3 protein-coding genes are annotated in these 24,567 nt (G+C 65.6%); all 3 read right to left on the bottom strand.

Annotation, left to right across the window (positions count from 1 at the left end):
• Positions 1–9: 9 nt before the first annotated feature.
• Complete coding sequence (locus ACK3SD_RS05715) at positions 10–20,547, bottom strand: Ig-like domain-containing protein (RefSeq protein WP_481127061.1); 20,538 nt, start codon at positions 20,545–20,547, stop codon at positions 10–12.
• A 603-nt stretch (positions 20,548–21,150) separates the two neighbouring features.
• Positions 21,151–22,200 (bottom strand): hypothetical protein, encoded by a 1,050-nt coding sequence (locus tag ACK3SD_RS05710; RefSeq protein WP_481127060.1) that lies wholly within the window; start codon positions 22,198–22,200, stop codon positions 21,151–21,153.
• A 14-nt stretch (positions 22,201–22,214) separates the two neighbouring features.
• Positions 22,215–24,182, bottom strand: coding sequence for an Ig-like domain-containing protein (locus ACK3SD_RS05705; protein ID WP_481127059.1), 1,968 nt, complete (start codon positions 24,180–24,182; stop codon positions 22,215–22,217).
• Positions 24,183–24,567 lie beyond the last annotated feature (385 nt).

Below are 24,567 nucleotides of genomic sequence, written 5' to 3'. Positions count from 1 at the left end.
TGTCGCTCCTTATACCTGATGCACCTGGATGCCGTGCTGCACCAGCACATCGGCCAGCGTGTTGCTGCTGTCCAGCGTGTTGTTGTGGTAGACGTCGAAGGTCATGCCATCGACTACCCGTTCACCGGTGTTGGCCCAGGTGCCGCCGTCGCCCGCCAGATTGACCTGGCTGCCATCCGCCCCCTTGATCAGCAGGGTGTCGGCCGGCGCATCCTTGACGTTCTGCGCCTCATTGAGGTTCAGCGTGATGCTGTTGGTGCCGCTCTGCCCGAGGTCAAAGATCTCGATGTGCTCCACCTTCAGCCCGAGCGCCACCAGATCGAGGTGCTGCTCGGTGCCCGCCAGCAACAGGGTGTCGGTGCCGGCACCCCCATCAATGTGCGAGAAGTCGAGGGTGTAGAGCGCAATGGTGTCATTGCCGCTGCCACCCACCGCCTCGCCGCCGTTGGTGGAGAGATCGAGGGTCATGCCGCCAATCGAGTAGGCCGTCTCCTCGGCTGCCGTGCCGGTTTCCGCCGTGGTGCTAGTGGTATCCGGTGTGGCCAGCGCCGTGGTCAGGGTGCTCTCTGGCTGGCTGCTGTCGCCCTCCGCCGTCACGCTGAAGGCCGAGAGCGTGACCGTACCAGCATCCTCGGTGGAGAGTGCCGAGACGTCATCGGTGGTGACCGCCGCCAGCGTGGTGGCCGCCACTGCCGGCTCACTCAGCAGTGAGCCAAGCAGCAGCGAGGTAGTGACCGCCGCCGTGTTGCCCGCCACGTCCGAGGCCGACACCGTGACGGTTGACAGCAGGGTGACCCCCACTTGGGTCAGCAAGCCACCGCTGTAGTGGACGCTGTAGTTGCCCAAGGCATCCACGGTGCCGGTCTGCACAAGGCCTTGCAGGTTAACGGTGACGCGGCTGCCCGCTGCCAGGTTACGGGTCGGGCCAGTCACCGTCAGGCCGGTCAGCAGCACACCCACCAGGCTGGTGAGCGGGTAGACGCCCACTTCCGGCGGCGTCTGCACATCCGCCGTAAAGGCGCGGCTGGCGGCGGCGGTATTGCCCGCCGCGTCACGCAGGGTGACCGAGACCGTATGCGCGCCATCCGCGATGGCGCGCAGCTCTGCCGGGGCCAGCGTGACGCTCCAGGTGCCATTCGCCGCCACCGTGGCGGTGTGGTTCACCCCGGCTACGGTGACGGTGGCGGTGCCACCCACCGCGTTGGTGGAGGTGCCGCTGATGGTCTGCCCGGCGTTGGCCTCGCTCAGGTTCAGGTAGCCGTCGCCGCCGAAGAAGTTGTTGAGCGTCACCGTTGGCGTGGTATGGGTGATCACCTGCACCGCGGCGCTGCTGCTGCCAGTCAGGTTGGCGGCGTTGGTGACGCTGGCGGTGACGTTATAGTTGCCATCCGGCAACGCGATCAGGGTGGTGGACGGCACCGACAGGCTCCAGGTGCCGTTAGAGGCCACCGTGGTGGTGAAGGTCTGCGTCCCCAGCGTCACGCTGACGATAGAACCTTCCGCGTTGGTGGTGGTGCCGGTGATGGTCTGCGCCTGATGCGAATCCGCCGCACTGATGGCGTTATCGCCAAACACCGAGGTCAAGGTCACGGTCGGCGGGGTCTGGGCGATGACGCTGACCGAGCCATTGGCGGTGGCCGTGTTGCCGTAGGTGTTGGTCACCGTCGCCACTACCGCCTGGTTGCCGTTGGCCAGCGCCGCCAGCGCGCTGGTGGGCACCGTCAGGCTCCAGGTGCCGCTGTTGCCCACGGTGGTGGTGTAGGTGCTGCCCCCCAGCGTGACGCTGACGTTGGAGCCGGTCGCCGCGTTGGTGGTAGTACCGCTGATGGTTTGGGCGGTAGCGAGATCCGCCGCGCTCAGCACGCCATCGCCAAAGATAGTGTTCAGCGTCACGGTCGGCACGGTGGCCGGGCTGGTGCCGACGCGCACCCCGGTGCTGAAGCTGGCGACGTTGCCGACCGGGTCACTCAGGGAGACGCCGAGCGTCAGGTTACCATTCAGCAGGGTGCCGAGGATGTCCGGCGTCAGCGCGGCGCTGAAGCGGCCATTCTGGTCAACCGCCGCGGTGGTGGTGATGTTGCCCACGTTGATGTTGACCGTGGTGCCCGCTGCCGCGTTGGTCACTGTCCCGCTGACGGTCTGGGTCACCAGCGACTCGACCAGACTCAGCACGTTGTCGCCGCCAAACAGCGGGTCAACCGTCAGGGTCGGCAGGTTGGTGATGCCGACCAGCGCGGTGCCGGTGGTACTGTTGCTGTTGCCCGCGGCATCCGTCACCGTTACGCCCACGGAGAGGTTGCCATCCGTCAGGGTGCGCAGTACGGAGGGCGTGATGCCGAGGTTAAAGCTGCCATCTGCCGCGGTGGTGGTGACCAGTTGTTGGTTGCCAATGGTTACCGCCACGCGCGCCCCGGCCTCGGCGCCACTGACCACGCCACTCAGCGTCTGGGTGACCAGCGCATCCGCGGCGTTCAGCAGGCCATCGCCAAACAGCGGGTTGAGGGTAATCACCGGCGGCGTGACATCCACCGTCAGCAGCCCGCTGGCGGTGGCGGTATTACCCGACGCACCGTTCAGGGTGGCGTTTACCGTCAGCGGGCCATCGACCAGGGTGCCCAAGATGTCAGGCGTCACGGTGGCGGTGAAGGTGCCGTTGTTGCCCACCGTGGCATTGACGGTGCTGTTGCCAACCGCCAGCGTCACGCTGCTGCCCGGCGCGGCGTTGGTCACTATCCCGCTGATGGTCTGGTTCACCAGCGCATCGGCGGCATTGAGGATGCCGTTGTTGAAGATCGGGTTGAGGGTGATGGTCGGCTGCAGGTTAAACACGCCAATGCTCGCCGTGGTGGAGGCGACGTTGCCCGCCGGGTCAACCACAGTGACGCCAAGGTTGGTGTTGCCCACCGCCAGCGTGGCGAGATCCACCGCCGGGATCAGCACGTTGAAGCTGCCATCCGCCGCCACAGTGCCCTGATAGCTGCGAGTACCGAGTGTGACATTGACGGTCGAACCCGTGGCCGCCGTCACCACGCCGCTGACGGTCTGGTTGACCGCCGCCTCGGCGACGTTGAGCAGATTGTCACCGCCAAACAGGCCGGTCAGGTCACCAATCACCGGCACATTATTGATGATGGTGGTCACGGTCTGGCTGACGCTGCGGCTGTTGCCGGCGGCGTCCGTCAGGGTGACGTTGACCGCCAAATCGCCATCCGTCAGGGCTTGCAGCACGCTTGGCGGTACTACAATCGCCCACTGGCCATTCTGGCCGACCGCTGCGGTCAGGTTGGTGCCGCCCAGGTTGACGGAGACCGTTGCCCCGACGCCAGCGGAGGTCGCCACCCCGCTGATGGTCTGCGCCACCGTGGTGTCCAGCGCGTTCAGCGTGTTGTCGCCAAACACCGAGTCCACCACCAGGTTCAGCGCCTGATTGACAACCTTGTTGACGGTCAGGGTGGCTTCGGTCTGGTTGCCCGCCACATCGCTGACGCGCAGGCCGAACACTAGCGTGCCCTCAGTCAGGCTGCCCAGCACCTCTGGCGTCAGGTCAAGGGTAAAGGTGCCATCCGATTGCACCACTGCGGTGGCGATCGGGTTGGCATCGCCCAGATAGAGGCCGATGGTCTGGTTCTCGGCCCCTACGGCAGTACCGGTCAGCACCTGGCCAATCAGGATGTCGGCGGCATTCAGGATGTTGACGCCCAGCAGCGCATCCACGGTGATCAGCGGCGCGCTGGTGTCCAGCACCACATCCTGGGACTGGCTGGTGGTGTTGCCGGCGGCATCGGTCAGGGTGGCGACCATCGGGTAGGTGCCGTCATCCAGCGCCTGCAAGGCACCGCTTGAGATGTTCACCGACCAGTTGCCGTTGGCCTGCACCGCCGCCCGGTAGGTAGTGCCGTTAAAGGTGATGGAGACAATCTGCCCTGCCTCGCTGGTGGAAGCAGTGCCGCTGATGGTCTGGCTGCTGTTCTCCTCGCTGGCGTTGACCACGTTGTCGCCGGTGAACGGGTTGAGCGTCAGGGTCGGCGGCGTGCGATCCACCAGCACATCGACGCTGCCGGTCAGGGTCTGGCCTGCGCTGGTGGTCAGGGTGGCAGTCAGGGTGTCGTTGCCCTCCGGGATCAGGGTAGCGTCAACCTGTGCCGTCCAGTCGCCCGCCGCCCCAGAGATCCCTACGCTGCCAATCACGGTGCCATCCGCCAGCGTCAGCGTAATGGTGCCGGTGCTGTCTGGCAGCAGGTTGGCGAAGCTGCCGGTGACCGGCAGGGTGGTGTCGCCGGCGTTGATGATGTTATCACCGCCGATCGCGCCGACAATCAGCAGCGGATCCGGCGGCGGGGTGAGATCGACCGCCACGGTCAGGCTGGTGTTGCCGACGTTGCCCGCCAGATCGGTGATGGAGACGTTAATCACGCCGCCCGCCGCCCCCAGCCCGGCCAGTTGCGCCGGTGTCACGTTAACTGACCAGCTGCCATCCGCTGCCAGCACGCCGGTGGTGGAGAGGTTGCCGATGCTGACGGTGACGATGTCGCCCGGTTCCGCGTTGGTGGTGGTGCCGGTCAGGGTCTGGGTATCGAAGCTCTCCAGGTATTCCAGGGTCGTCCCGGCCGAGAAGGTGGTGACGGTGATGACCGGCACCGTGGTATCAACGAAGATCACATCGTTGATGGTGGCGCTGTTACCGGCGGCATCGGTCGCCGTCAGGATCAGCGGCTGGTTGCCCTGTGCAACCGAGGCCAGTTCACCGGCCGCGAACGACACTGACCAGTTGCCACTCTCATCCACGCTGGCGGTGTAGGTCTCGGTGCCGAGCGTCAGAACTACGCTCTGGCCCGCCCCAATCTCGCCGGTGGTGCCGGTGAAGGTCGCGCCGTTCACAACGGCGGCGTTGTCCAGTATCCCCGTGCCAGAAGCCACGGAGAAGGCCGGCAGCGGCGCAGTCTGGTCAGAGGTAAAGGTGGCGGTCTCGGTGGCGCTGTTGCCCGCCTGATCGGTGATGGTCACCTCCAGCTCATGCTGGCCATCCGGCAGGTAGCGCAGTGCGCCCGCCGGTAGGGTCACCGTCCAGTCGCCGTTGTCCTCTACCGTGCCGGTGTAGGTCACGCCATTGAGATCCAGTGTCAACTGCACACTCTCACCCGGCGCGGGTTCACCGGTGTTGCCGGTCAACGTCAGGGCGCCCGCGGCCTCATTGATGCTCAGCAGGCCATCGCCAAACGGCGTGTCGATGACCGGTGCCGGCCCAGCCAGGCTGGCGACAAAGGTCAGCGGCGCACTGGTGTTGCTGTTGCCCGCGAAGTCGGCGGCGGTGACGCTCAGGGTATGAGGCCCCTCTGCCAGCGCGAGCAGCAACTCCGGTGCCAAATCCAGACTCCAGAAGCCGTTGACATCCACGTCTGCCGCGATTGGCGCCCCGCCATCGATGCTCACGGTAACCGTCACGGTGCCATCAGGGTTCGCCAGCCCGGTTTCGCCGGTCAGGGTCTGCCCGGCCGTGGCCTCCGCATTGTTGAGCAGCAGGTCGCCAAATGGCGCATTCAGGATTGCCTGCGGCAGATTATTGACGGCAACGGTGATTGAGCCACCAATGGTGGCGCTGTTGCCTGCGCCATCCGTGACCGTCACGGTGCCGAGCCACTCGCCATCCGGCAGTGCGGTCAGCACCTCCGCCGGCAGCGGCAGCCGCCAGTTGCCGGTGTCGGTGTCCACCTCCGCCGTGTAGAGCGTGCCGTTGATGTTCACCGTCACGGTCTGCGCACCCACAATGCCGGTGGTGCCGGTGAACTCTCCGCCCTGCGCCGCCTCAGTGGCATTGATGATGCCATCGCCAAACGGCACATCGAAGGTCGGGGCTGGCAGGGTGTCAACGATGGAGGCGAAATCAACGCTGTTCTGTGCGCTGTTGCCAGCGCGATCAGAGGCGGTCAGCGCCAGCGTGTGGGTGCCATCCGCCAGATCGCCCAACTGGGCGGCGGTCAGGGTGGCACTCCAGACGCCATTTTCATCGACCGTCACATCCACTGCCGTGCCATCAAGGGTCAGCGCCACGGTCTGCCCCGGCCCGGTGAGGCCGGTGGTGCCGCTGATCACCTGATCGGTGGTGGCCTCGGCGGCATTCAGCAGCCCATCGCCAAACAGCAGGTTGAAGCCGATGGCCGGCGCGGTGGTCACCAGCAGCTCGACGCTGGTATCGGTGGAGGCCACGTTGCCATAGACATCGGTGGCAGAGACCTGCAACGCATAGAGGCCATCGCCCAGCGTGGTCAGGCTGCCAGCCGGGATCAGCGCGCTCCAGGTGGTGCCGTCACCGTTGACGGTGCCGGTGGTGGTGAAGTCGCCCAGCGTGACGTTGACCGTGCTGCCCGCCGCCAGATTGGTGACGCTGCCGGTCAGGGTGAAGTCGCTCGTTGCCTCGGCGATATTGACCAGCCCATCCGTGTACGGCGTGTCGAGGGTCAGGGTCGGCAGTGCGTTGAAGGCCACCGTCAGATCCACACTCTGGCTGATGGTATTGCCGCTGGCATCCACTATCGATACCGTCAGCGGCAGCGGGCCATTGGCGGTAATCAGTTGCAGGTCGCCCGCTGGGATCAGCACGCTGTACTGCCCATCGTCACCCGATGCCACGCTGTAGGTGGTGCCATTGAACTGCACCGCGACGTTGATGTTCGGCTCGGTGGTGCCGTTGACCGTCAGGCCAACCGCCGCCTCGGCCTGATTGATCGCCAGATCGACCCCGGCGCTGGTATTCACGCTCAGGGCCGGTGTGGCGGTATCCACCAGCACGCTGGTGCTGCCGGTGCCGGTGTTACCGGCGGCATCGGTGGCAGTGACGCTAATGTCGAGCGTGGTGCCTGATGGGGAGAGCGCGATATCCGTTGGCGGCACCAGCACGCTCCAGCTGCCGTCGGCGGCGACCTGCGTCTGGTAGCTGGGGCCGCTGCTGAGGGTGACGGTCAGCAGGCTGTCCTCTGGCAGGCGCTGGCTGTTGCCGCTGATGGTGACGTCAGCCTGCGCCTCCAGCGTATTGATGATGCCATCGCCCGCCACGGCGTTGAGGGTGATCAGCGGCAGGCTGGCGGCCTGCGCCGCCACGGTGAACTCACCGATGTTGTTGGCCGGGTTGCCGCTGGCATCCGAGGAGGTGACGGTCAGGGTCTGCGCGCCATCTTGCAGGTTGGCGATATCCGCCTGCGGCACCAGCACGCTCCATGTGCCGTCCACGCCCACCGTGCCGCCATAGCTTAGGCCATTCAGGGTCACGGTGACCGGGCGGCCCTCCTCCAGGTTGGTGCTGCTGCCGGTGATGGTGACATCGGCCGCCGCCTCCGCCTGATTGATGAAGTTATCGCCAGCGACCGCCGTAACGGTCAGGGTCGGCAGGTTGGCGTCAGAGGCATCCACGGTCAGGGTCAGGGTCTGTGGCGCGGAGATATTGCCGGCGGCGTCAGTCAGGGTGATCTCGACCGGATAGGTGCCATCGGCCAGATCCTGGGTCACCTCAATCGGCAGGTCGATGCTCCAGCTGCCATCGCCCAGCACCAGCGTGGTGTAGGTGGTGCCATTGAACAGCACGCTGACCGGCTGGCCGCTTTCGGCCGGATCCGTGCTGCCGATAATGGTGACTGGCAGGGTGGACTCGGCGGCGTTGATGGCGTTATCGCCGCTGATGGTGGTGGCGTTGAGCACCGGCACCGTGAAGTCGACGGTCAGGGCGCTCTGCGCGCTGCCCTGGTTGCCAGCGGCATCGGTGACATTCACCAGCACCTGCTGGATGCCCTCTGGCAGGCTTTGCAGCACCTCTGGTGCCAGGGTCACGCTCCAGTTGCCTGCCTCATCCGTGGTGGCCGGGTAGGTCTCGCCGTTGAGGGTGACGGTAACGGTCTGGCCCGCCCCCGCCACCCCGCTGTTGCCGGTCAGGGTCTGCGGCTGGGAGGCCTCGGCAAGGCCGAGGTAGCTGTCGTCCAGCGGGGTATTGATCTGCGGCAACGGTGTGCCGGTCACCAGCGTCAGCGGGTTATTGACGGTGCTGTTGTTGCCAGCGGCATCAGTGAGGCTGACGGAGAGCGGCACGCTGGCCGCCGTCACGCCGGTCAGCGCGCCAGTCGGGATGGTGACAAGCCAACTGCCATCGCCCTGCACTGTCGTCTGGTAAGTGACGCTGTTGAGCAGCACCGTCACGGTGCGGCCCACTTCGGCCGGATCGGTGGTGCCGCTGACATCAAAGGCGGCCTGCGCTTCCGCGCCATTCAGCACGTTGTCGCCGCTCACCGGGTTGACCACCAGCACCGGCAAGGTGTAGTCCACGGTGACGTTGCCGGTGGTCTGGTTGAGGTTGCCCGCCGCATCCCGCGCGGTGACGGTGACGGCGTTTGGCCCATCCTGCAAATCTTGCAGGTCGTCAGACGGAATCGTCACCGTCCAGCTGCCATCCGGGTCCACATCCGCGTTGTAGGTGACGTTATTCAACACTACATCCACGCTCTGCCCATTGCCGCTGACGCCGGTGGTGCCCGAGAGAGTCTGGTCAGCGGTGGCGTCCGCGCTGTTGAGCACCCCATCACCAAACAGGCTGCTAATGACCGGGGCCGGCAGGTTGGTGATGTGCACGCCGATGTCAACGGTCTGGGTGATCAGGTTACCGCCCAGATCCGTGACGCTGGCGGTCAGCGGCACCGTGCCATCCGGCAGGCGGGCCACGTCTGCCGCCAGCACGGTGATGCTCCAGGCGCCGTTCGGCCCCACCGCCGCGATGTAGCTCTGACCATCCAGCGCCAGCGTGACAATCGCCCCTTCGGCCACGTTGGTGGCCACGCCGCTCAGGGTGACATCGGCGGTCGCCTCGTTGGCGTTGATGAAGTTGTCGCCGGAGACCGGATCGAAGGCGATGCCGCCCACATCCAGGTTAACGGTAACCGAGCCGCTCTGGACGGCGGTGTTGCCGTAGATGTCACTGACGCTGGTGGCGATGATGACGCTGTCGCCATTCGCCAGCCCGGCCAGCGCGCCCTGCGGCAGGACAAGGCTCCAGCCGCCACCGGCGGTGACCTCGGTGGTGTAGTCGGTGCCATTGAAGTTGACGGTGACAAGCTGCCCCGCCTCGACGCCCACGGTGCTGCCGCTGATGGTCTGCGGCACCAGCACTTCCGCGCCGTTGATCACATCATCGCCAGTAAAGGCATCGCGGGTAATGGCGATGTCCAGGTTACGCGCCACGCGCAGCTCGTCGTTGAGGGTGGTGACGTTGCCCGCCGCATCGGTCACGCTGATGCTGTAGGGGTAGATGCCGTTTGGCTGCTGGTTCAGGCCGCTGAGGAAGAAGGTGTAGCTGCCATCCTGCTGCACTTCGGCCTGGTAGGGCACGCCAAACAGCGTCAGTACCACGGTCTGGCCGATGGCATCCGAGGAGCCGGTAACGGTGGTGCTGGTGTCGGTGTTGACCAGCACGTTGTCATCGGAGATCGGTTGCAGCGTCAAGGTCGGCGGCGTGAAGTCAACGGTGAAGGTGCTTTCGCTCGGTACGCTGTTGCCCGCGGCGTCGATGGCGTTGACCGTTACGGTGGTCGGGCCTTCGCCCAGCCCGCTCAGCAGGCTGGCTGGCAGGGTGGCGCTCCACGTGCCATTGCTATCGACGTCGGCGGTAATGGTCTGGCCGCCGAGGGTGACAGTGACACGCTGCCCATCACCGGTGATACCGGTGGTGCCAGAGAGGCTCTGCCCGGCCACGTTGGTGGCCTCGGCGCGGCTCAGCAGGCCATCGGCAAACGGTGTGTCAATGGTCGGCGCTGGCAGGGCATCGACAAACACGCCCACGGTGACGCTGGCGGTGAGCGGGGTATTGCCAGCATCGGTGGCGGTGGCGGTCAGCAGCAGGTTGCCGTCGGTCAGCAGCGCGGTGTCCTCCACCGGCACGGTGACGCTCCAGCCCCCTTGCGGGCCGACCACGGCGGTGTACTCATTGCCGTTGAAGGTCAGGGTGACCGCCCCGCCCTCTGGCACGTTGGCGCTCGAGCCGCTGATGACAATCGCCCCGGCCGCCTCCACGGCGTTGATCAGGTTGTCGCCGGTGACCGGGTCGATGCTCAGTCCGCCCTCGGCGTTGTTGAAGGTGACGTCACGGGTGGCGGTAGCCGGGTTGCCAGCCAGATCCGTGACGGTAGCGCTGATGGTCTGCGCGCCGTTGCTGACCAGCGCGAGATCGGTGGCTGGCACGCTCACCGACCACACCCCGCCCGCCTGCACCTGCGCCGTATAGCTGCCCGCGCCGAGGGTGATCAGGACGCTGCGCCCCGCCTCCACGTTCTCGGTAGTACCGCTGATCAGCTGGGCTGTGCGCGACTCGGCCCCGTTGACGATGTCATCACCGGCGAAGCTGTCGATGGTCAGGGTTGGCAGGTTGGCAGCGTTGCCATCCAGCGTAACGACCCGATCAATGGTGGTCGGGTTGCCAGCCCCGTCCGTCAGGGTGACGCTCAGGGTGTAGGGGCCATCCGCCAGGTTAACCAGTGCCGTGGATGGCAGGGTGAGGCTCCACGCCCCGCCCGGCTGCACCTCGGCGGTGTAGGTATTGCCGTTAAACAGCACGCTGACCAGCTGCCCCACCTCCGAGCCGGTGCCGGAAATAGGCACGCCGCTGGCGATCTCGGCAGCATTGAGCAGGTCATCGCCGGTGATGCTATCCAGGGTGAGCAGCGGCGCACTGAAGTCCAGCTGCACCGGGATGCTGGTGCTGGCGGTATTGCCGCCAAGATCGCTGACGGTGACATCAATGCTGGTCGTGCCATCCGGCAGGCCATTGAGCGTCTGGGCCGGGATGGTGACGCTCCAGACACCGTTCTCATCGACGGTGCCGTCATAGAGCACGCCGCCCAGCGTGACAGTGACGCTCTGGCCCGCGCCGGTGGTGCCGGTGTTGCCGGTCAGGGTCTGCGGCAGTGCGGCGTCGGCGCTGCCGACGATGCCATCACCAAACGGCGTATCGATGGTCGGCTGCGGCAGGTTTTGCAGGAACACTGTCAGGGTGCTGCTGTTGCTGACCAGATTGCCGCCGGCATCGGTGGTGGTCGCCTCCACGGTCTGCGGCCCGTCGGCCAGGTTAACCAGCGCCGACTGCGGCACCAGCACCAGCCAGTTGCCCAGCTCATTGGTGGTGGCGTTGTAGGTCTGGCCGCCCAACGTGATGGTGACCGGGGTGTTGGCCGCCACGCCCTGGGTGGTGCCGCTGATCTCCAGCCCGGCGGCGCTCTCCTGCACGTTCAGGCGGTTGTCGCCTGCCAGGGTGTTGAGGCTGATGCCGCCCAGATCGAGGTTCACCTCAAAGGTGCGCTCGCCGGTGGCGACGTTGCCCGCCACATCCTGCACCGTGCCAGTGACGGTGACGTCACCGTTGGTCAGCAGGCGCAGGTCATTGGCTGGCACCTGCACACTCCAGCTGTTGTCGCTCATCACCTCGGCGGTGTAGGTGCGGCCATTGAGGGTCAGGGTGACGAGTTGCCCCTGCTCGACGTTATAGGCGAAGCCACTGAGGGTCTGGGCGGTGTTCTGCTCGGCCCCATTCAGGATGTCATCGCCCGCGAAGACGTTGAACACCAGCTCCGGCGTGCTGGCCGGGTCAGTGGCGAGGGTGACGCTGCTGGTCACCTCGGTGCGGTTGCCCGCGCTGTCGGTGATGGAGGCGACGATGTCATAGCTGCCGTTGGGCAGGCCCGCCAGCACGCCCGGCTCCAGCGGGATGCTCCAGGTGCCCTCCTCGGTGACGGTGCCGCTGTAGGACTGGCCGTTGAGCGTCACGTTGACCGTCGCACCGGGCGCGCCATTGCGCGGGATGTCGGCGGAGGTGCCGCTCAGGGTCAGCGCGCCCGCCGCCTCGGTCTGGTTGACGATGTTATCGGCGGTCAACGGCCCGATGTTGAGGCCCGGCGGGGTGATGTCAACGGTGAAGGCACCGGTGGTGTTGGCGAGGTTGCCCGCCACGTCACTCACCTGCACGCTGTAGTTCACCAGCCCATCGGTAAGGGTTTGCAGGGTGCCGGAGGGGATATCAACGCGCCACAGGCCATTCTCATCCACCGTGCCGGTGAAGGTCTGCCCACCCAAGTTGACGCTGACGCTCTGCCCGACGCCAGTGACGCCGGTCTGGCCGCTCAGCGTCGCGCCGTTCGCCGCCTCGGTGATGTTCAGGAAGCCGTCACCAAAGGCCGGATCGCTGACGACCACCGGCGGGTTATTGATCAGGACGTTGAGATCCTGGCTGGCGGTGATTGGCGTGCCGTCATTGCCGGGGGTGGTGGCGGTCAGGGTATAGGCACCATCCGCCAGCCCGGTCAGCGCTTCAGCCGGGATCACCACGCTCCAGGTGCCATCGCCGTTCACGTCGGCGGTGTAGGTCTGCTCATTGAAGGTGACGGTCACTGCCGCGCCGCCGGTCACGCCGGTGGCCGCGCCGCTGACCGTCAGGCCCGCCGCCGCCTCATCGATATTCAAATAGCCGTCGCCGGAGAGCAGGTTAATTGCCAGCGAATCGACGCCGGTATTGACGGTGATCTCGCTGGTGGCGGTGGCCGGGTTGCCAGCCAGATCACTGACGCTGGCATCCAGCGTAATCGCGCCAGCGGCCAGCAGTTGCAGGTCAGAGGCAGGCACCGTCAGGTTCCAGCTGCCATCCGCCAGCACAAGGGCGGTGTAAGTCTGGCTGCCGAGGGTGACGGTCACCGTCTGGTTAGGCTGCACGTTGGTGGTGGTGCCGCTCAGCAGCTGGTCAACGCTACGCTCCGCGCCATCCAGCACGTTGTCCACAGCGAAGGCATTGAGCGTTAGGGTGGGCAGTGCGGTGGCCGCCAGCGTGAAGGATTGGGTCACGCTGGTGACGTTGCCGACGCTGTCCTGGCTGGTGACGACCACCTGATAGGTGCCATCCGCCAGCCCGACCAGCGCCTCCGGTGGGATCTGCGCGCTCCACGCGCCATTCCCATCGGCGGTGGTGCTGAAGACCTGCCCGTTAATGGTGGCGGTCACCAGATTGTTGGGTTCGGTGGTCAGGCTCAGGGTGATGCCCGCCGCCAGCTCCGCGGCGTTGATGATGTTATCACCGGCGATCGGATCCAGTGACAGCCCCGGCGCGGCGGTGTCCACCACCAGCTGGCCGGCGGTGGTGCTGATGTTGCCCGCCACGTCGGTCACCGTCACGGTGACCGGGTAGCCGTCATCCGGCAGATCCGCCAGGTCATCGGCGGGTATCGTGGCGCTCCAGCTACCATCCCCCGCCACCAGCCCGGTGTAGGTCTGGCCATTCAGGGTAACGGTGACCGACTGCCCATCGCCCGCCACACCGGTATCGCCGGTGATCACCAGCGGGTTCTGCGCGGCATCAGCATTCAGGGCTGGCAGTGGGTCGAGGGTCGCCTGCGGCAGGTTAGTGACATGCACATCCAGCGAGGTGGTGGCGTTCTGCGCCGTGCCCGCGCTGTCGGTGACGGTGGCGGTGATGGCGTTGGGGCCATCGGCAAAGGCAGTGGCCGGGATGCTGGTGCTCCAGCTGCCGGTGTTGGTGACCAGCGCGGTGTAGGTCTCCCCGCCCGCGGTGATGGTGACGGTGCTGCCCGCCGCCACATTGACGGTGGTGCCGCTGATCACCAGCGGCAGGCCCGCCTCGGTGGCATTGAGGGCGTTGTCGCCGGAGAGGGTATCAAAGGCCAGCCCGCCGAGGGTGTTGTTGACTGTCAGGGCGCGGCTGTCGGTGGCCGGGTTGCCGGCCGCATCGGCCAGCGTGGCGGTGACGGTCAGGCCACCATTGGTCAGCACCGCCAGATCGGTGGCCGGTACGGTGACCTGCCAGTTGCCGCTTGCCTGCACTTCGCCGCTGTATGACACGCCATTCAGGACGACGGTGACGGTCTGCCCAGCGGTGCCGCCGCTGCTGGTGCCGCTGATCACCAGCGGCACTGCCTGTTCGGCGGCGTTGAGGATGTCATCGCCCGCCAGCGCATTGAGGGTCACGGTCGGCGCGGTGGTATCCACGGTCACGGTTGCCTGGGCATTGCTGACGTTGCCAGCGGCATCCGCCACCTGCACCGCGATCGCCACGTTGCCGCTCTGTGCCTGCAACAGCACTGCCGGTACTGTGACGCTCCAGTTGCCGTTGTTGTCCACCGTGCCGGTCAGCTCGGTGCCATTGAGCGTCACCTGCACCGTCTGCCCGGCCCCGGTGACGCCGGTGCGCCCGGTGAGCACCTGATCGGTTGCCACCTCCTGCGCATTGAGATAACCATCGCCAAACGGCGTATCCACGGTCGCCACCGGCAGCGGGTTGACGTAGAGGGTCAGCGCCAGCGTGCCGGTGAGAGTATCGCCCTGCACGTCGGTGGTAGTGACCACCGCCTCCGTCGGGCCATCGCCCAGCGCCTGCACATCGGCGGCTGGCACAGTGATGCTCCAGCGGCCCCCCGCCAGCGTGCGGGCGAAGTAGGTGCGGCCACCCAGTGCCAGCGCCACCTGCGTATCTTCCGGCACGTTGGTGGTCGCCCCCTGCACCACCAGATCGCCATTGGCCTCCAGCGCGTTGATGCGGTTGTCATCCGAAATGGTGTCGATGGCGATGCCGGTGAGGGTCTCCTCGACGCTAAAGTCAAAGGTGGCCGGGTCAGCGGCGTTGCCAGCACTGTCAGAGACGGCGGCGGTCAGGGAGCCAGCCCCAGCTGGCAGCGCGGCCACCGCGTCGGCGGGCACAATCACGCTCCAGCTGCCGTCGCCCTGCACGGTAGTGGTGTAGGTCTGCTCATTGAGGGTCAGGGTCACCAGCTGGCCCGCCTCAACGTTGGTGGTGGTGCCGCTCAGGGTCTGCGCCACCTGGTGCTCCGCGCCATCCAGCACCGTGTCGCCGCTGCCAAAGCCAGTGATGGTCAGGGTCGGCAGGGAGGCGGAGTCGGCGTTGATCACCAGATCCTGCGTGGTGGTAGTGGTGTTGCCATTGGCATCGGTGATGGTGGCGGTCAGCGGGTAGGTGCCATCCGGGAAGGCACCCGCCGCCGTCAGGGTGTCGGCCGGGATGGTCAGGCTCCAGGCACCCCCGTCGGCGGTCTGGGCGGTGAAGGTCTGGGTGCCCAGCGTTACCGTGACCGTGCCGTTGTTGACGGAAGAGGTGCCGCTGACGGTGATATCCGCCGAGCCTTCGGCAAAGTTGATCAGGTTGTCGCCCGCGATGGCATCCAGCGTCAAGGTTGGTGCGGTGACGGCCACGGTCGGCGTGAAGTCGGTGCTGTTGGTGTTGCCACCGGCGTCAGTCACGGTCACCGTCAGGGTGGCGGTGCCATCTTCCAGCGCTTGCAGGTCGGTGGCAGGCAGCGTGACGCTCCAGTTGCCAGCCTGATCCACGCTGCCGGTGTAGGTGTTGTCGCCCAGCGTCACGGTGACGCCCTGCCCGGCCCCGATGGCGCCGGTGGTGCCGGTCAGCACCTGATCAAGCGCCGCCTCCTCGGCGGTCAGCACATTGTCGCCAAACGGCGTCTCCAGCGTCGGCGCGAGGGTGTTCTGCACATAGTTGCCAATCTCGACGCTGGTCACTTCGCCCTCCGGCGTGGTGACGGTCAGGGTCAGCGGGTTGCCAGTCCAGTTCTGCACATCTTCGGTAGGCAAATCAAAGCTGAAGGTGCCATCCGCCAGCACCGGGGTGGTGTAGGTCTGGCCGCCGACCGCGATGGTCAGCTGATCGCCCTCCGCCAGCCCGGCGGCGCTGCCGCTCACGGTCAGGCCCGCCGCCGCCTCATCGGCATTGACGATGTTGTCACCCCCGAGCGGATCGAGGGTGATGGCGGCTGGCACCTGATCCACCTCGACATTGGTGGTGGCGGTGTTGCTGTTGCCTGCGGCGTCGGTGGCGGTCACGGTCAGCGGCGTGGTGCCCTCTGGCAGTGCCTGCAACGCGGTGGCTGGTAGGGTGGCGCTCCAGTTGCCGTTCTCATCCACGGTGGCCGGGTAGTCGGTGCCGCCCAGGTTCACGCTGACGATCTGGCCTGCCCCGGCCACGCCGGTGGTGCCGGTGACGATCTGGTCAGTGGCGGCTTCATCAGCATCCAGCACGCCATCCGTAAACGGCGTGGCGGTGATTGGGGCGGGCAGGTTCTGCACAAAAATGCCCAGATCGACGCTGGCGGGCGGATTACCCGCCACGGCAGCGGTCAGGGTGGTGGTGCCATCCGGCAGGTTCAGCAGATCGGTGGCGGGAATCGGCACCGACCAGCTGCCATCCGGGTTGACGGTGCCGCTGTAGTTCTGGCCGTTCAGGGCCACAGTGATCGGCAGGCCAGCGGCCTCTGCCCCGGCATTGCCGGTGATGGTAACGCCCGCGGCCGCCTCGGTGGCGTTGATGCGGTTATCTTCCGCGATCGGATCCAGCGTCACCACCGCGTTGCCGAACGCCACGTCAAAGCTGGCCTGTCCGCTGGCGGTGTTGCCCGCCACGTCGGTGGCCTGCACGGTGATCTGGCTGGTGTCGCCAGTGATGGCTTGCAGGGCGGCGGCCGGGATGTTGACCGTCCAGTTGCCCTCCTCCGTGACGGTGGCGGTGTAGTTGATGCCATTGACGGTCACCACCACGTTCTGCCCGGCCCCGGTGATGCCGGTGGAGCCGGTCAGCAGCTGGTCAGTGGCCGCCTCGTTGCCGGTCAGGACGCTGTCTTCAAACGGCGCGTTGACCTGCACGTTGAAGTTGGCCTGATTCTGGATAAAGACGCCGATGTCAGCGGTGATCGGCGCGCTGCCCGGTGCGCTGACGGTCAGGGTCTGGGTGCCATCCGGCAGGCCAACCAAGGCATTGGCCCCCACCGGCGCGCTCCAGGTGCCCTGCTCATTCACCGTGGCGGTGAAGGTGCGATCACCGAGGGTGATGGTCACTGGCGTACCAGCTGCCAGATCCGGCGCGCTGCCGCTGATGGTGAAGCCCGCGGCCGCCTCGGCGGCGTTGATCTGGTTATCGGCGGTGATCGGATCGAGCGTCAGGCGCTCGGTGGTGAAGTTTACGGTCACTGGCTCGCTGGCGCTGGTGCTCTCCCCGGCGAGGTTGGTGACGGTAGCGGTCAGCAGCGCCTGTCCATTGCTGAGCAGCAGCAGGTCGGCCGCCGGGACGTCCACCGTGAAGCTGCCATCCTCATTGACGGTGGTGGTGTAGGTGCGGCCATTCAGCGTCACGCTGACGCTCTGCCCCGCCTCCACGCCGGTGGTCGCGCCGCTCACCGCTTGCGCGGTGCCGGTTTCATCCTCGGTCAGGATGTTGTCTTCCGCGAAGGGATCCAGGGTCAAGGAGGGGAGCGCGGCATCGACGGTCAGGGTGTTGCTGGCGCTGGCCTGCAGGCCAGCGAGGTTGCTGACGGTGGCGGCAATCAGGTCACCGGTCACCAGCCCAGCCAGATCGGCCACTGGCACCTCGACGCTCCAGCGGCCATCTTCTCCTACGTTGGCGGTGTAGCTGTTGCCGCCCAGCGTCAGGGTCACGGTCTGGCCCGCTTCGACGCCGGTGGTGGTGCCGGAGAGGGTCTGGGCAACGGCCGCCTCGTCCCCACTCAGCACGTTGTCGCCGGCGAAGGCGTCCAGGGTGATGGAGGGGGCATCCGGCTGGATAATCAGGTTGCTGCTGGCGGTGGCTGCCGTACCGGCCTGATCGGTGACCGTGGCGGTCACGGCGAGGCTGTCACCGGCACCAATCAGCGATTGCAGTTGGCTGGCGGTCAGCGGCGCGCTCCAACTGCCATCGGCCTGTACCGTGGCCTGCACGGTGAAGAGGGTGCCAAACGCCACCGAGACCGTCTGTCCGGCCTCGACGTTGGTGGTGGTGCCGTTCACCAGCTGCTCAGTTTGCGCTTCGCCGCTGGTCAGGACGTTATCCCCGGCAATGACATTCAGGGCAATTGTGGGCAGTTCAGCGGGGGCCTCGACCGTCAGGGTCTGGCTGGCGGTGGCCTGCTGACCGTTGAGGTTGGTGACGCTGACATCCAGCGTCTGCTCGCCCGCCGCCAGCGCCGCCAGATCGGCCGCTGGCACCAGAATGCGCCAGCTGCCATCCGCAGAGACCAGCGCGCTGTAGGTTTCACCATTCAACGTCAGGGTCACCGTCTGGCCCGCCTCCACGCCAGTGGTGGTGCCGGTCAGCGCCTGCGCCAGCTGGCTCTCCGCGCCGCTCAGCACATTGTCGCCCGCGAAGGGATCAAGGCTCAGGGTTGGCACCGGGTCAGGCCCGTTGGCAGTGATCACCAGTGGCAGGCTGTTGGTGACTTCGGTGCCCTCCAGCGTCGTGACCGTGGCGGTCAGGGTGGCGTCACCGCTTGGGATCAGCGCCAGATCGGCCGCTGGCACCGTGGTGCTCCAGCTGCCATCTTCGCCGACGGTGGCGGTGTAGGTTTTGTTGTTCAGGGTGAGGGTAACGGTCTGCCCGGCCTCAATGCCGGTGGTGGTGCCGGAGAGGGTCTGGGTGCTGTTGCTCTCCTCTTCGGTCAGGATATTGTCGCCGGTGAACGGGTTGAGGGTCAGGGTCGGATCGACCGCCGCGGCCTCTACCGTAATGGTCGCGCTGGCGGTGGCCTGCTGGCCGTTGGCCGTGTTGACCACCGCGCTCAGGGTAAGGTCGCCGCTCGCCAGCGCCTGCAAATCAGCAGACGGCACATTGACGCTCCAGGTGCCATCCTGCGCCACTACCGCGGTGTAGCTGTTGCTGCCAAGGGTGACCAGCACCACCTGGCCAGCGGTGACATTGGTGGTGGTGCCGGAGAGGGTCTGGTCACTCTGGCTTTCGGTGGCATCCAGCACGTTGTCGCCGGCGAACGGCGCGAGCGTCAGGGTCGGTTCACCGCCGCCGCCCGTCGCCACGGTCAGATCCACACTGGCGCTTGCCCCCTGCCCGGCGGCGTTGGTGGCGCTGGCGGTCAGGGTGGTGGTGCCATCAGTCAGCGCCTGCAAGTCCGCGGCTGGCACGGTGACGCTCCAGCTGCCGCCCTCGCCGACGGTGGTGGTGTAGGTGATGCCGTTCAGGGTGACGGTGACCGGCTGGCCGACCTCAATGCCGCTGGTGGTGCCGGAGAGGGTCTGGTCACTCTGGCTCTCGGTGCCATCCAGCACGTTGTCGCCAGCGAACGGGTTGAGGGTCACGCTTGGCTCACTGCCGCCGACGGAAACGGTCAGCTCCACGCTGGCGGCTGCCCCCTGCCCGGCGGCGTTGGCGGCCGTGGCGGTCAGGCTGGTGGTGCCATTCGCCAGCGCCTGCAAGTCGGCGGCTGGCACGGTGACGCTCCAGCTGCCATCCGCGCCGACGCTGGCGCTGTAGGTCACGCCATTCAGGGTGACAGTGACCGGTTGGCCAGCCTCAATGCCGCTGGTGGTGCCGGAGAGGATCTGGTCGCTCTGGCGCTCGGTGGCGTCCAGCACGTTGTCGCCGGTGAACGGGTTGAGGGTCAGGGTGGGCAGTACCGCGCCGCTGGCGTTCAGGGTCACGCTCTGGCTCAGGGTGGTGGTGTTGCCAGCGGCATCACTCAGGCTGGTGGTGATCAGGTAGCCGCCATCAGCCAGCCCGCTCAGGGCCTCCGCCGGAATGGTTAGGCTCCAGCTGCCGTCTGCGGCCACGGTGCCACTGTAGGTCACGCCGTTGAAGCTGACGGTGACCGGCTGGCCCGCTTCGCTGGCGGAGGCGGTGCCGCTGACGGTCAGCGGCTGGCTGGCCTCGGTGGCGTCAATCACGCCATCGCCAGCAATGGGCGTCACGCTCAGGGTGGGCGGTGTCTTGTCAACGATCAGCGGGATGGTGGTCTGGCTGGTCTGGCCGGTGGGGGTGGTGATGGTGACGCCAATGGTGCTGGTGCCATCCGGCAGGCCCTGGAGGGCGGAGGCCGGGATGGTGACCGAGACGCTGCCATCCGCGCCAATGGTGCCGGGATAGGTGACGCCATTCAGGGTGGCCTGTACCGTGCTGCCCGCCGGGGCATTTTGCAGGGTGCCGGTTAGGGTCAGGTCATTTTGGCTTTCGGAAGCATTCAGCTGGTTGTCGCCCGCGGCGGGCGTCAGGGTCAGTACCGGGGTCGCACCCGGCGTGCCATCGTCATCCTCCCCGCCGCCACCGCCACCACCGGTGCCAGCGGCAATCGCAACCCCACCGCCCACCGCCACCGCGCCCAGCCCGGCCAGCACTGCCGGGGTGAAGACCGAGCCAGCAAACTCTAGCGCGGCCAAGCCATCGAGCGCCACAAAGGTCGGCTCCAGCGCCAGCGGTGCCGCCGGGGCGGCTGCCTCGGCAAAGACGGCATGGTCGAGCAGGCCGGTGCCATCATCAAACACCAGCTCGCTATGGTAACCGGCGGCATCCTCCAGGAAGAAACTGCGATAGCGCACCGTGGTGCCATCCTGCATGTGCAGGATCAGGTCGTTGCCGACGCGCTCATAACTGGTGACCATGCTGCGCACGCCATTCAGGCGCACAATGCTCGGCTCCGTAAGGGAGAACGTCTGGGAGCCGTCTGAAACCTGGGAGATGAAAGTGCCTTCATTGCGGGAAAGGATCTGTCCGGTTGCCATATGCTGCCTCTTATCCAAATCGTCGTGAAAAAATTCCATGTGCCTGTGGCCCGGCATACAGCAGGGAGTAGGACGCGCGGAAAATTGACTAAAGCCCACTTAATTTGTGGCTTTGTGGTTTCTCAATCTGGTGTGGCACGGCAACAAAGAACAAAAAATAAACACTACATAAAAATAATCAGTGATGTCCTGACCATTGATAAACGATGCTTTTTTGAGTCAGCGACCCTCTAGGTATATGTTTCAAAGTGTGGCTCTGCTTTAAAAAAAATCTATCATAGAGATAAAAAATATTTATTACATCGATGTAAACGGATGCAACTTTGTTAAATAAACCGGTTTATAACGGCAAACACCCGCTATAAAATGCTGATTAAAAACAAATTTAACTAAACTTATTATAATTTAACTTAAGGTGCACATAATAAACACAACTTTTAACACAGAAAAAGGGGCGGCCAGGACACATCAGAAAAATTTATCTATTGTGCGAGCTGAATCGAGCAGCCCAGCCGGCGGCCTGCTTTATCCGTATAAAAAGCGAACGTTTTATGGCGTGTTGAATGGCAAAGGCCGGGTTGCCCCGGCCTAATGTGATGGATGTTAGATCTGGTGCACCACAATCCCCTGCTGCACCAGCACGTCGCCCAGCGTGTTGTCGCTCTCCAACGCGCTGTTGTGGTAAACGTCAAAGAGCAGCCCATCCAGCTGCCGCTCGCCACTCTCCGTCCAGAGGCTGCCATCGCCCACCAGATTGAGCTGGCTGCCCGCCGCCCCCTTGATCAGCAGGCTCTCATCCGGCGTGTCCTTGAGGGTTTGCGCCTCATGCAGGCCCAGCGCCAGACTGTTGCTACCGCTCTGGCCGAGATCGACGATCTCGATATGCTCAATCTTCAGCCCCAGCGCCGCCAGATCGAGGTGCTGATCCTCGCCCGCCAGCAGCAGGGTATCGATGCCCGCGCCGCCGTCGATGTGCGCCACCTCCGCCGTGGTGAGCAGCAGGGTATCATTGCCGCTACCGCCCACCGCCTCGCCCTGCACACTCTCCAGCCGCAGGCCGCCAATAAAGCCCCCCTCCTCAGCCTGATCGGGCGTGGCCGCGACCTCCGCCGCGGCGGGTGCCGCCATCAACGCGCTCTCAATGGCGGCAGGTGCACGCGCCTCCTCTGCCCCGGCCAGCGTCAGTACGCTATTGACCTGCGCCAGATTGCCAGCCAGATCGCTCAGGCTGATGGCCAGCGGCAACTCGCCCGCCGGTTGGTCTGCCAGCGCCCCGGCCGGGATGGCGGCCGTCCAGCTGCCATCCGCCTGCACCGGCGCGTGGTAACTCACCCCATCCAGCATGATCATCACCAGCAGCCCGGCCGCCACCGCGCTGGCGGTGCCGGTCAGGGCAAAGCCCGCCTGCGCCTCCTGGAGGGTAATCAGGTTATCGCCAGTGACCGGTGCCAGCGCCAAACTGGGGGCGGTGAGATCGACGGTGAGCGTGGCTCTGGCGCACAGCATTCGGCCATGCGCGCCACGCACATGGGCCGTCAGCGTCGCCGTCCCCTCCTCCAGCGCCATTGCATCCGCCGCCGGGATGCGCGCTGACCAGCTGCCGTCCCGGCCGACGCGGGCGCTGTAGTGCTGGCCGTTTAGCGTCAGGTGCACCAGCGCGCCGCGCGCTACCCCTCGGTGTGGCCGCTCAGGGCGATCGCCCCGTCTGCCTCGCTGGCGTTGATCAGGTTGTCGCCGGTGACCGGGTCGATGCTCAGGCCGTCACGGTGGCTGTGGACGTGGATTGCCCGCGAGGCGCTGGCCGGGTTGCCAGCCACGTCACTGACGCTGGCGCGCAGCACCTCGCGGCCATTGCCAAAGTCCGCCACCGCCTCCGCCGGGATGATCAGCGACCAGCGCCCATCCGCCTGCACCACGGCGCTGTAGGTGACGCCATCGGCCTCCAATTCCACCGTCTGGCCGCTCTGCACATGGCGGGTGGTGCCGCTGATGATCTGGTCACTCTGCACCTCCGCCCCGTTCAGCACGTTGTCACCGCTGACCGGGTTGATACGCAGCGACGGCAAATTGTCCTGATAGACCATCAGGGTCTGGGTGATGTCGAGACTGTTGCCCGCGCTGTCGCCGGTGTTGACCGCCACGGTGTTCGGGCCATCCGGCAGTTGCGCCAGATCCGCTGCCGGGATGGTCACGCTCCAGTGACCGGCGTCATTAATCACCGTCGTAAAGTAGATCTTGCCGTTGAGGATGACATTCACCCCGTTGCCCAGCGGCACATCCTCGGTGTCGCCGCTGATCACCAGATCCTGCGCCCCCTCCGCCGCATTCAGTTGGTTGTCACCGGCGATCGAGTCAAGGGTGAGGCTGCCGACGTTGAGGTTGACGTACAGACTGCCCTCGGCAAAGGCGGTGTTACCGGCGCGATCCGCTACCGTAGCGGTGATATCGACCGGGCCGGTGGAGAACTGGCCCAGATCCGAGGCCGGGATCAGTACGCTCCAGCTCTCGAAGGTATCCACCACCGCGCTGTAGGTGAAGTTGCCCAGATGGAGGGTGACGATCTGCCCCGGCTCGACAAAGTAGGCGTGGCCGGTGAAGTACTGGTCGGTGGCCTGCTCCTGCACGTTCAGCACGTCATCGCCAGCGAAGGCGTCAAAGTAGAGCTGCGGCGTGTCGATGATGTCCGTCACCAGTTGCAGGCTGTCTGACAGCGGGTTGCCAAATTCGTCGGTGGTCTCTACCACCGCCGCCAGCTGGGTGTCGCCCAGCGCCTGCACATCCGCCGCCAGCACCGTGACGCGCCAGCTGCCATCCGCTTGCACCTGCGTGCTGTAGCTCAGGCTGCCGAGCGCCAGCGTGACCGGTGTCCCCGCCGCCACCAGATGGGCGATGCCCTGGATCACCACGTCGCCTTGCGCCTCCGCCGAGTTGATGATGTTGTCACCGGCCACGGTATCAATGGCGATGCCCGGCAGGCTGTCCTCAAAGATAAAGCGTGAGAGGGCCGGCTCCACCGGGTTGCCCGCGCGGTCAGTGACGGTGATCCAGAGGTTGTCGGTGCCGTTGGGCAGCGAGGCGACCTCCTCCGCGGACAGGAGCACCTGCCAGCTGCCATCCGCCTGCACCTGCGTGGTGTAGACCCGCTCATTGATGTGCAGTATCACCTCCTGCCCGGCCTCGACGTTTTCAGTCCAGCCGTTGATGGTCTGCCCCACCCGGTGCTCCGCGCCGTTGTTGACGCTGTTCTCAAAGCCGCCGCCGCCCGACGGCAGCGAGCCGCTGTCGCTGTTGAGGTAGAGCACCCGGCTCACCACCTGGCTATTGCCGTTGCCATCCGCCACGCTGGCGGTCAGGGTGTAGTTGCCATCCGGGTAGGCACCCGCCGGGTAGCTGAGGGTGTGTGATGGGATAATGACGCTCCAGCCGCCGCTGGCATCCGTCTGGGTGGTGTAGCTGCCGCTGCCGAGCGTCACGGTCAGGTCAGCATTGACCAGCGACGACGTGCCGTTGACGGTGATGCCGGGTTCCGCTTCCGCCTCGGCAAAATTGATCATGCCATCCGTGGCGACCGGGTTGATGACTAGCGTAGCGGCGGCGGCAGTTATTGCGCCGTCGCTGAGTTGGGAAAAGAGCACCCCGCCCTCACGGGCGGAGGAATTTATCGTTGAAATAGTTGCCTCACTCTTTACAGAATTCGCGAAAATTCCCACCCGGCCCCTTTCCAACGGGAAAAGGCAGGTGGGGGATAACCTGAATGCCTTGCATCAGGTTATTACGCTCTCTGAACGCAGGAGGCGCGTAAAATAGCCGGAGCGGTAAAAAACCGCGCCAGCTTAGCGTTATCACACGGATCTTTTTTCACTGCCTGCCGGTTGATTTAATGATATTTTTCCAACGCAGGCTATTCCGGGCGTCCATATCCCGTTCCGCTTTGCAAATAACACTATTGGGTTATTCTGTGTCTTTTTAAAAAGCGGTTTCTTTTGCCGGGAAATCGATGTTCACTTTTTTTTAGCGCAA

Source organism: Chimaeribacter sp. YP20170169, from assembly GCF_056739715.1.
This window is presented reverse-complemented; position numbering and strand designations above follow the sequence as displayed.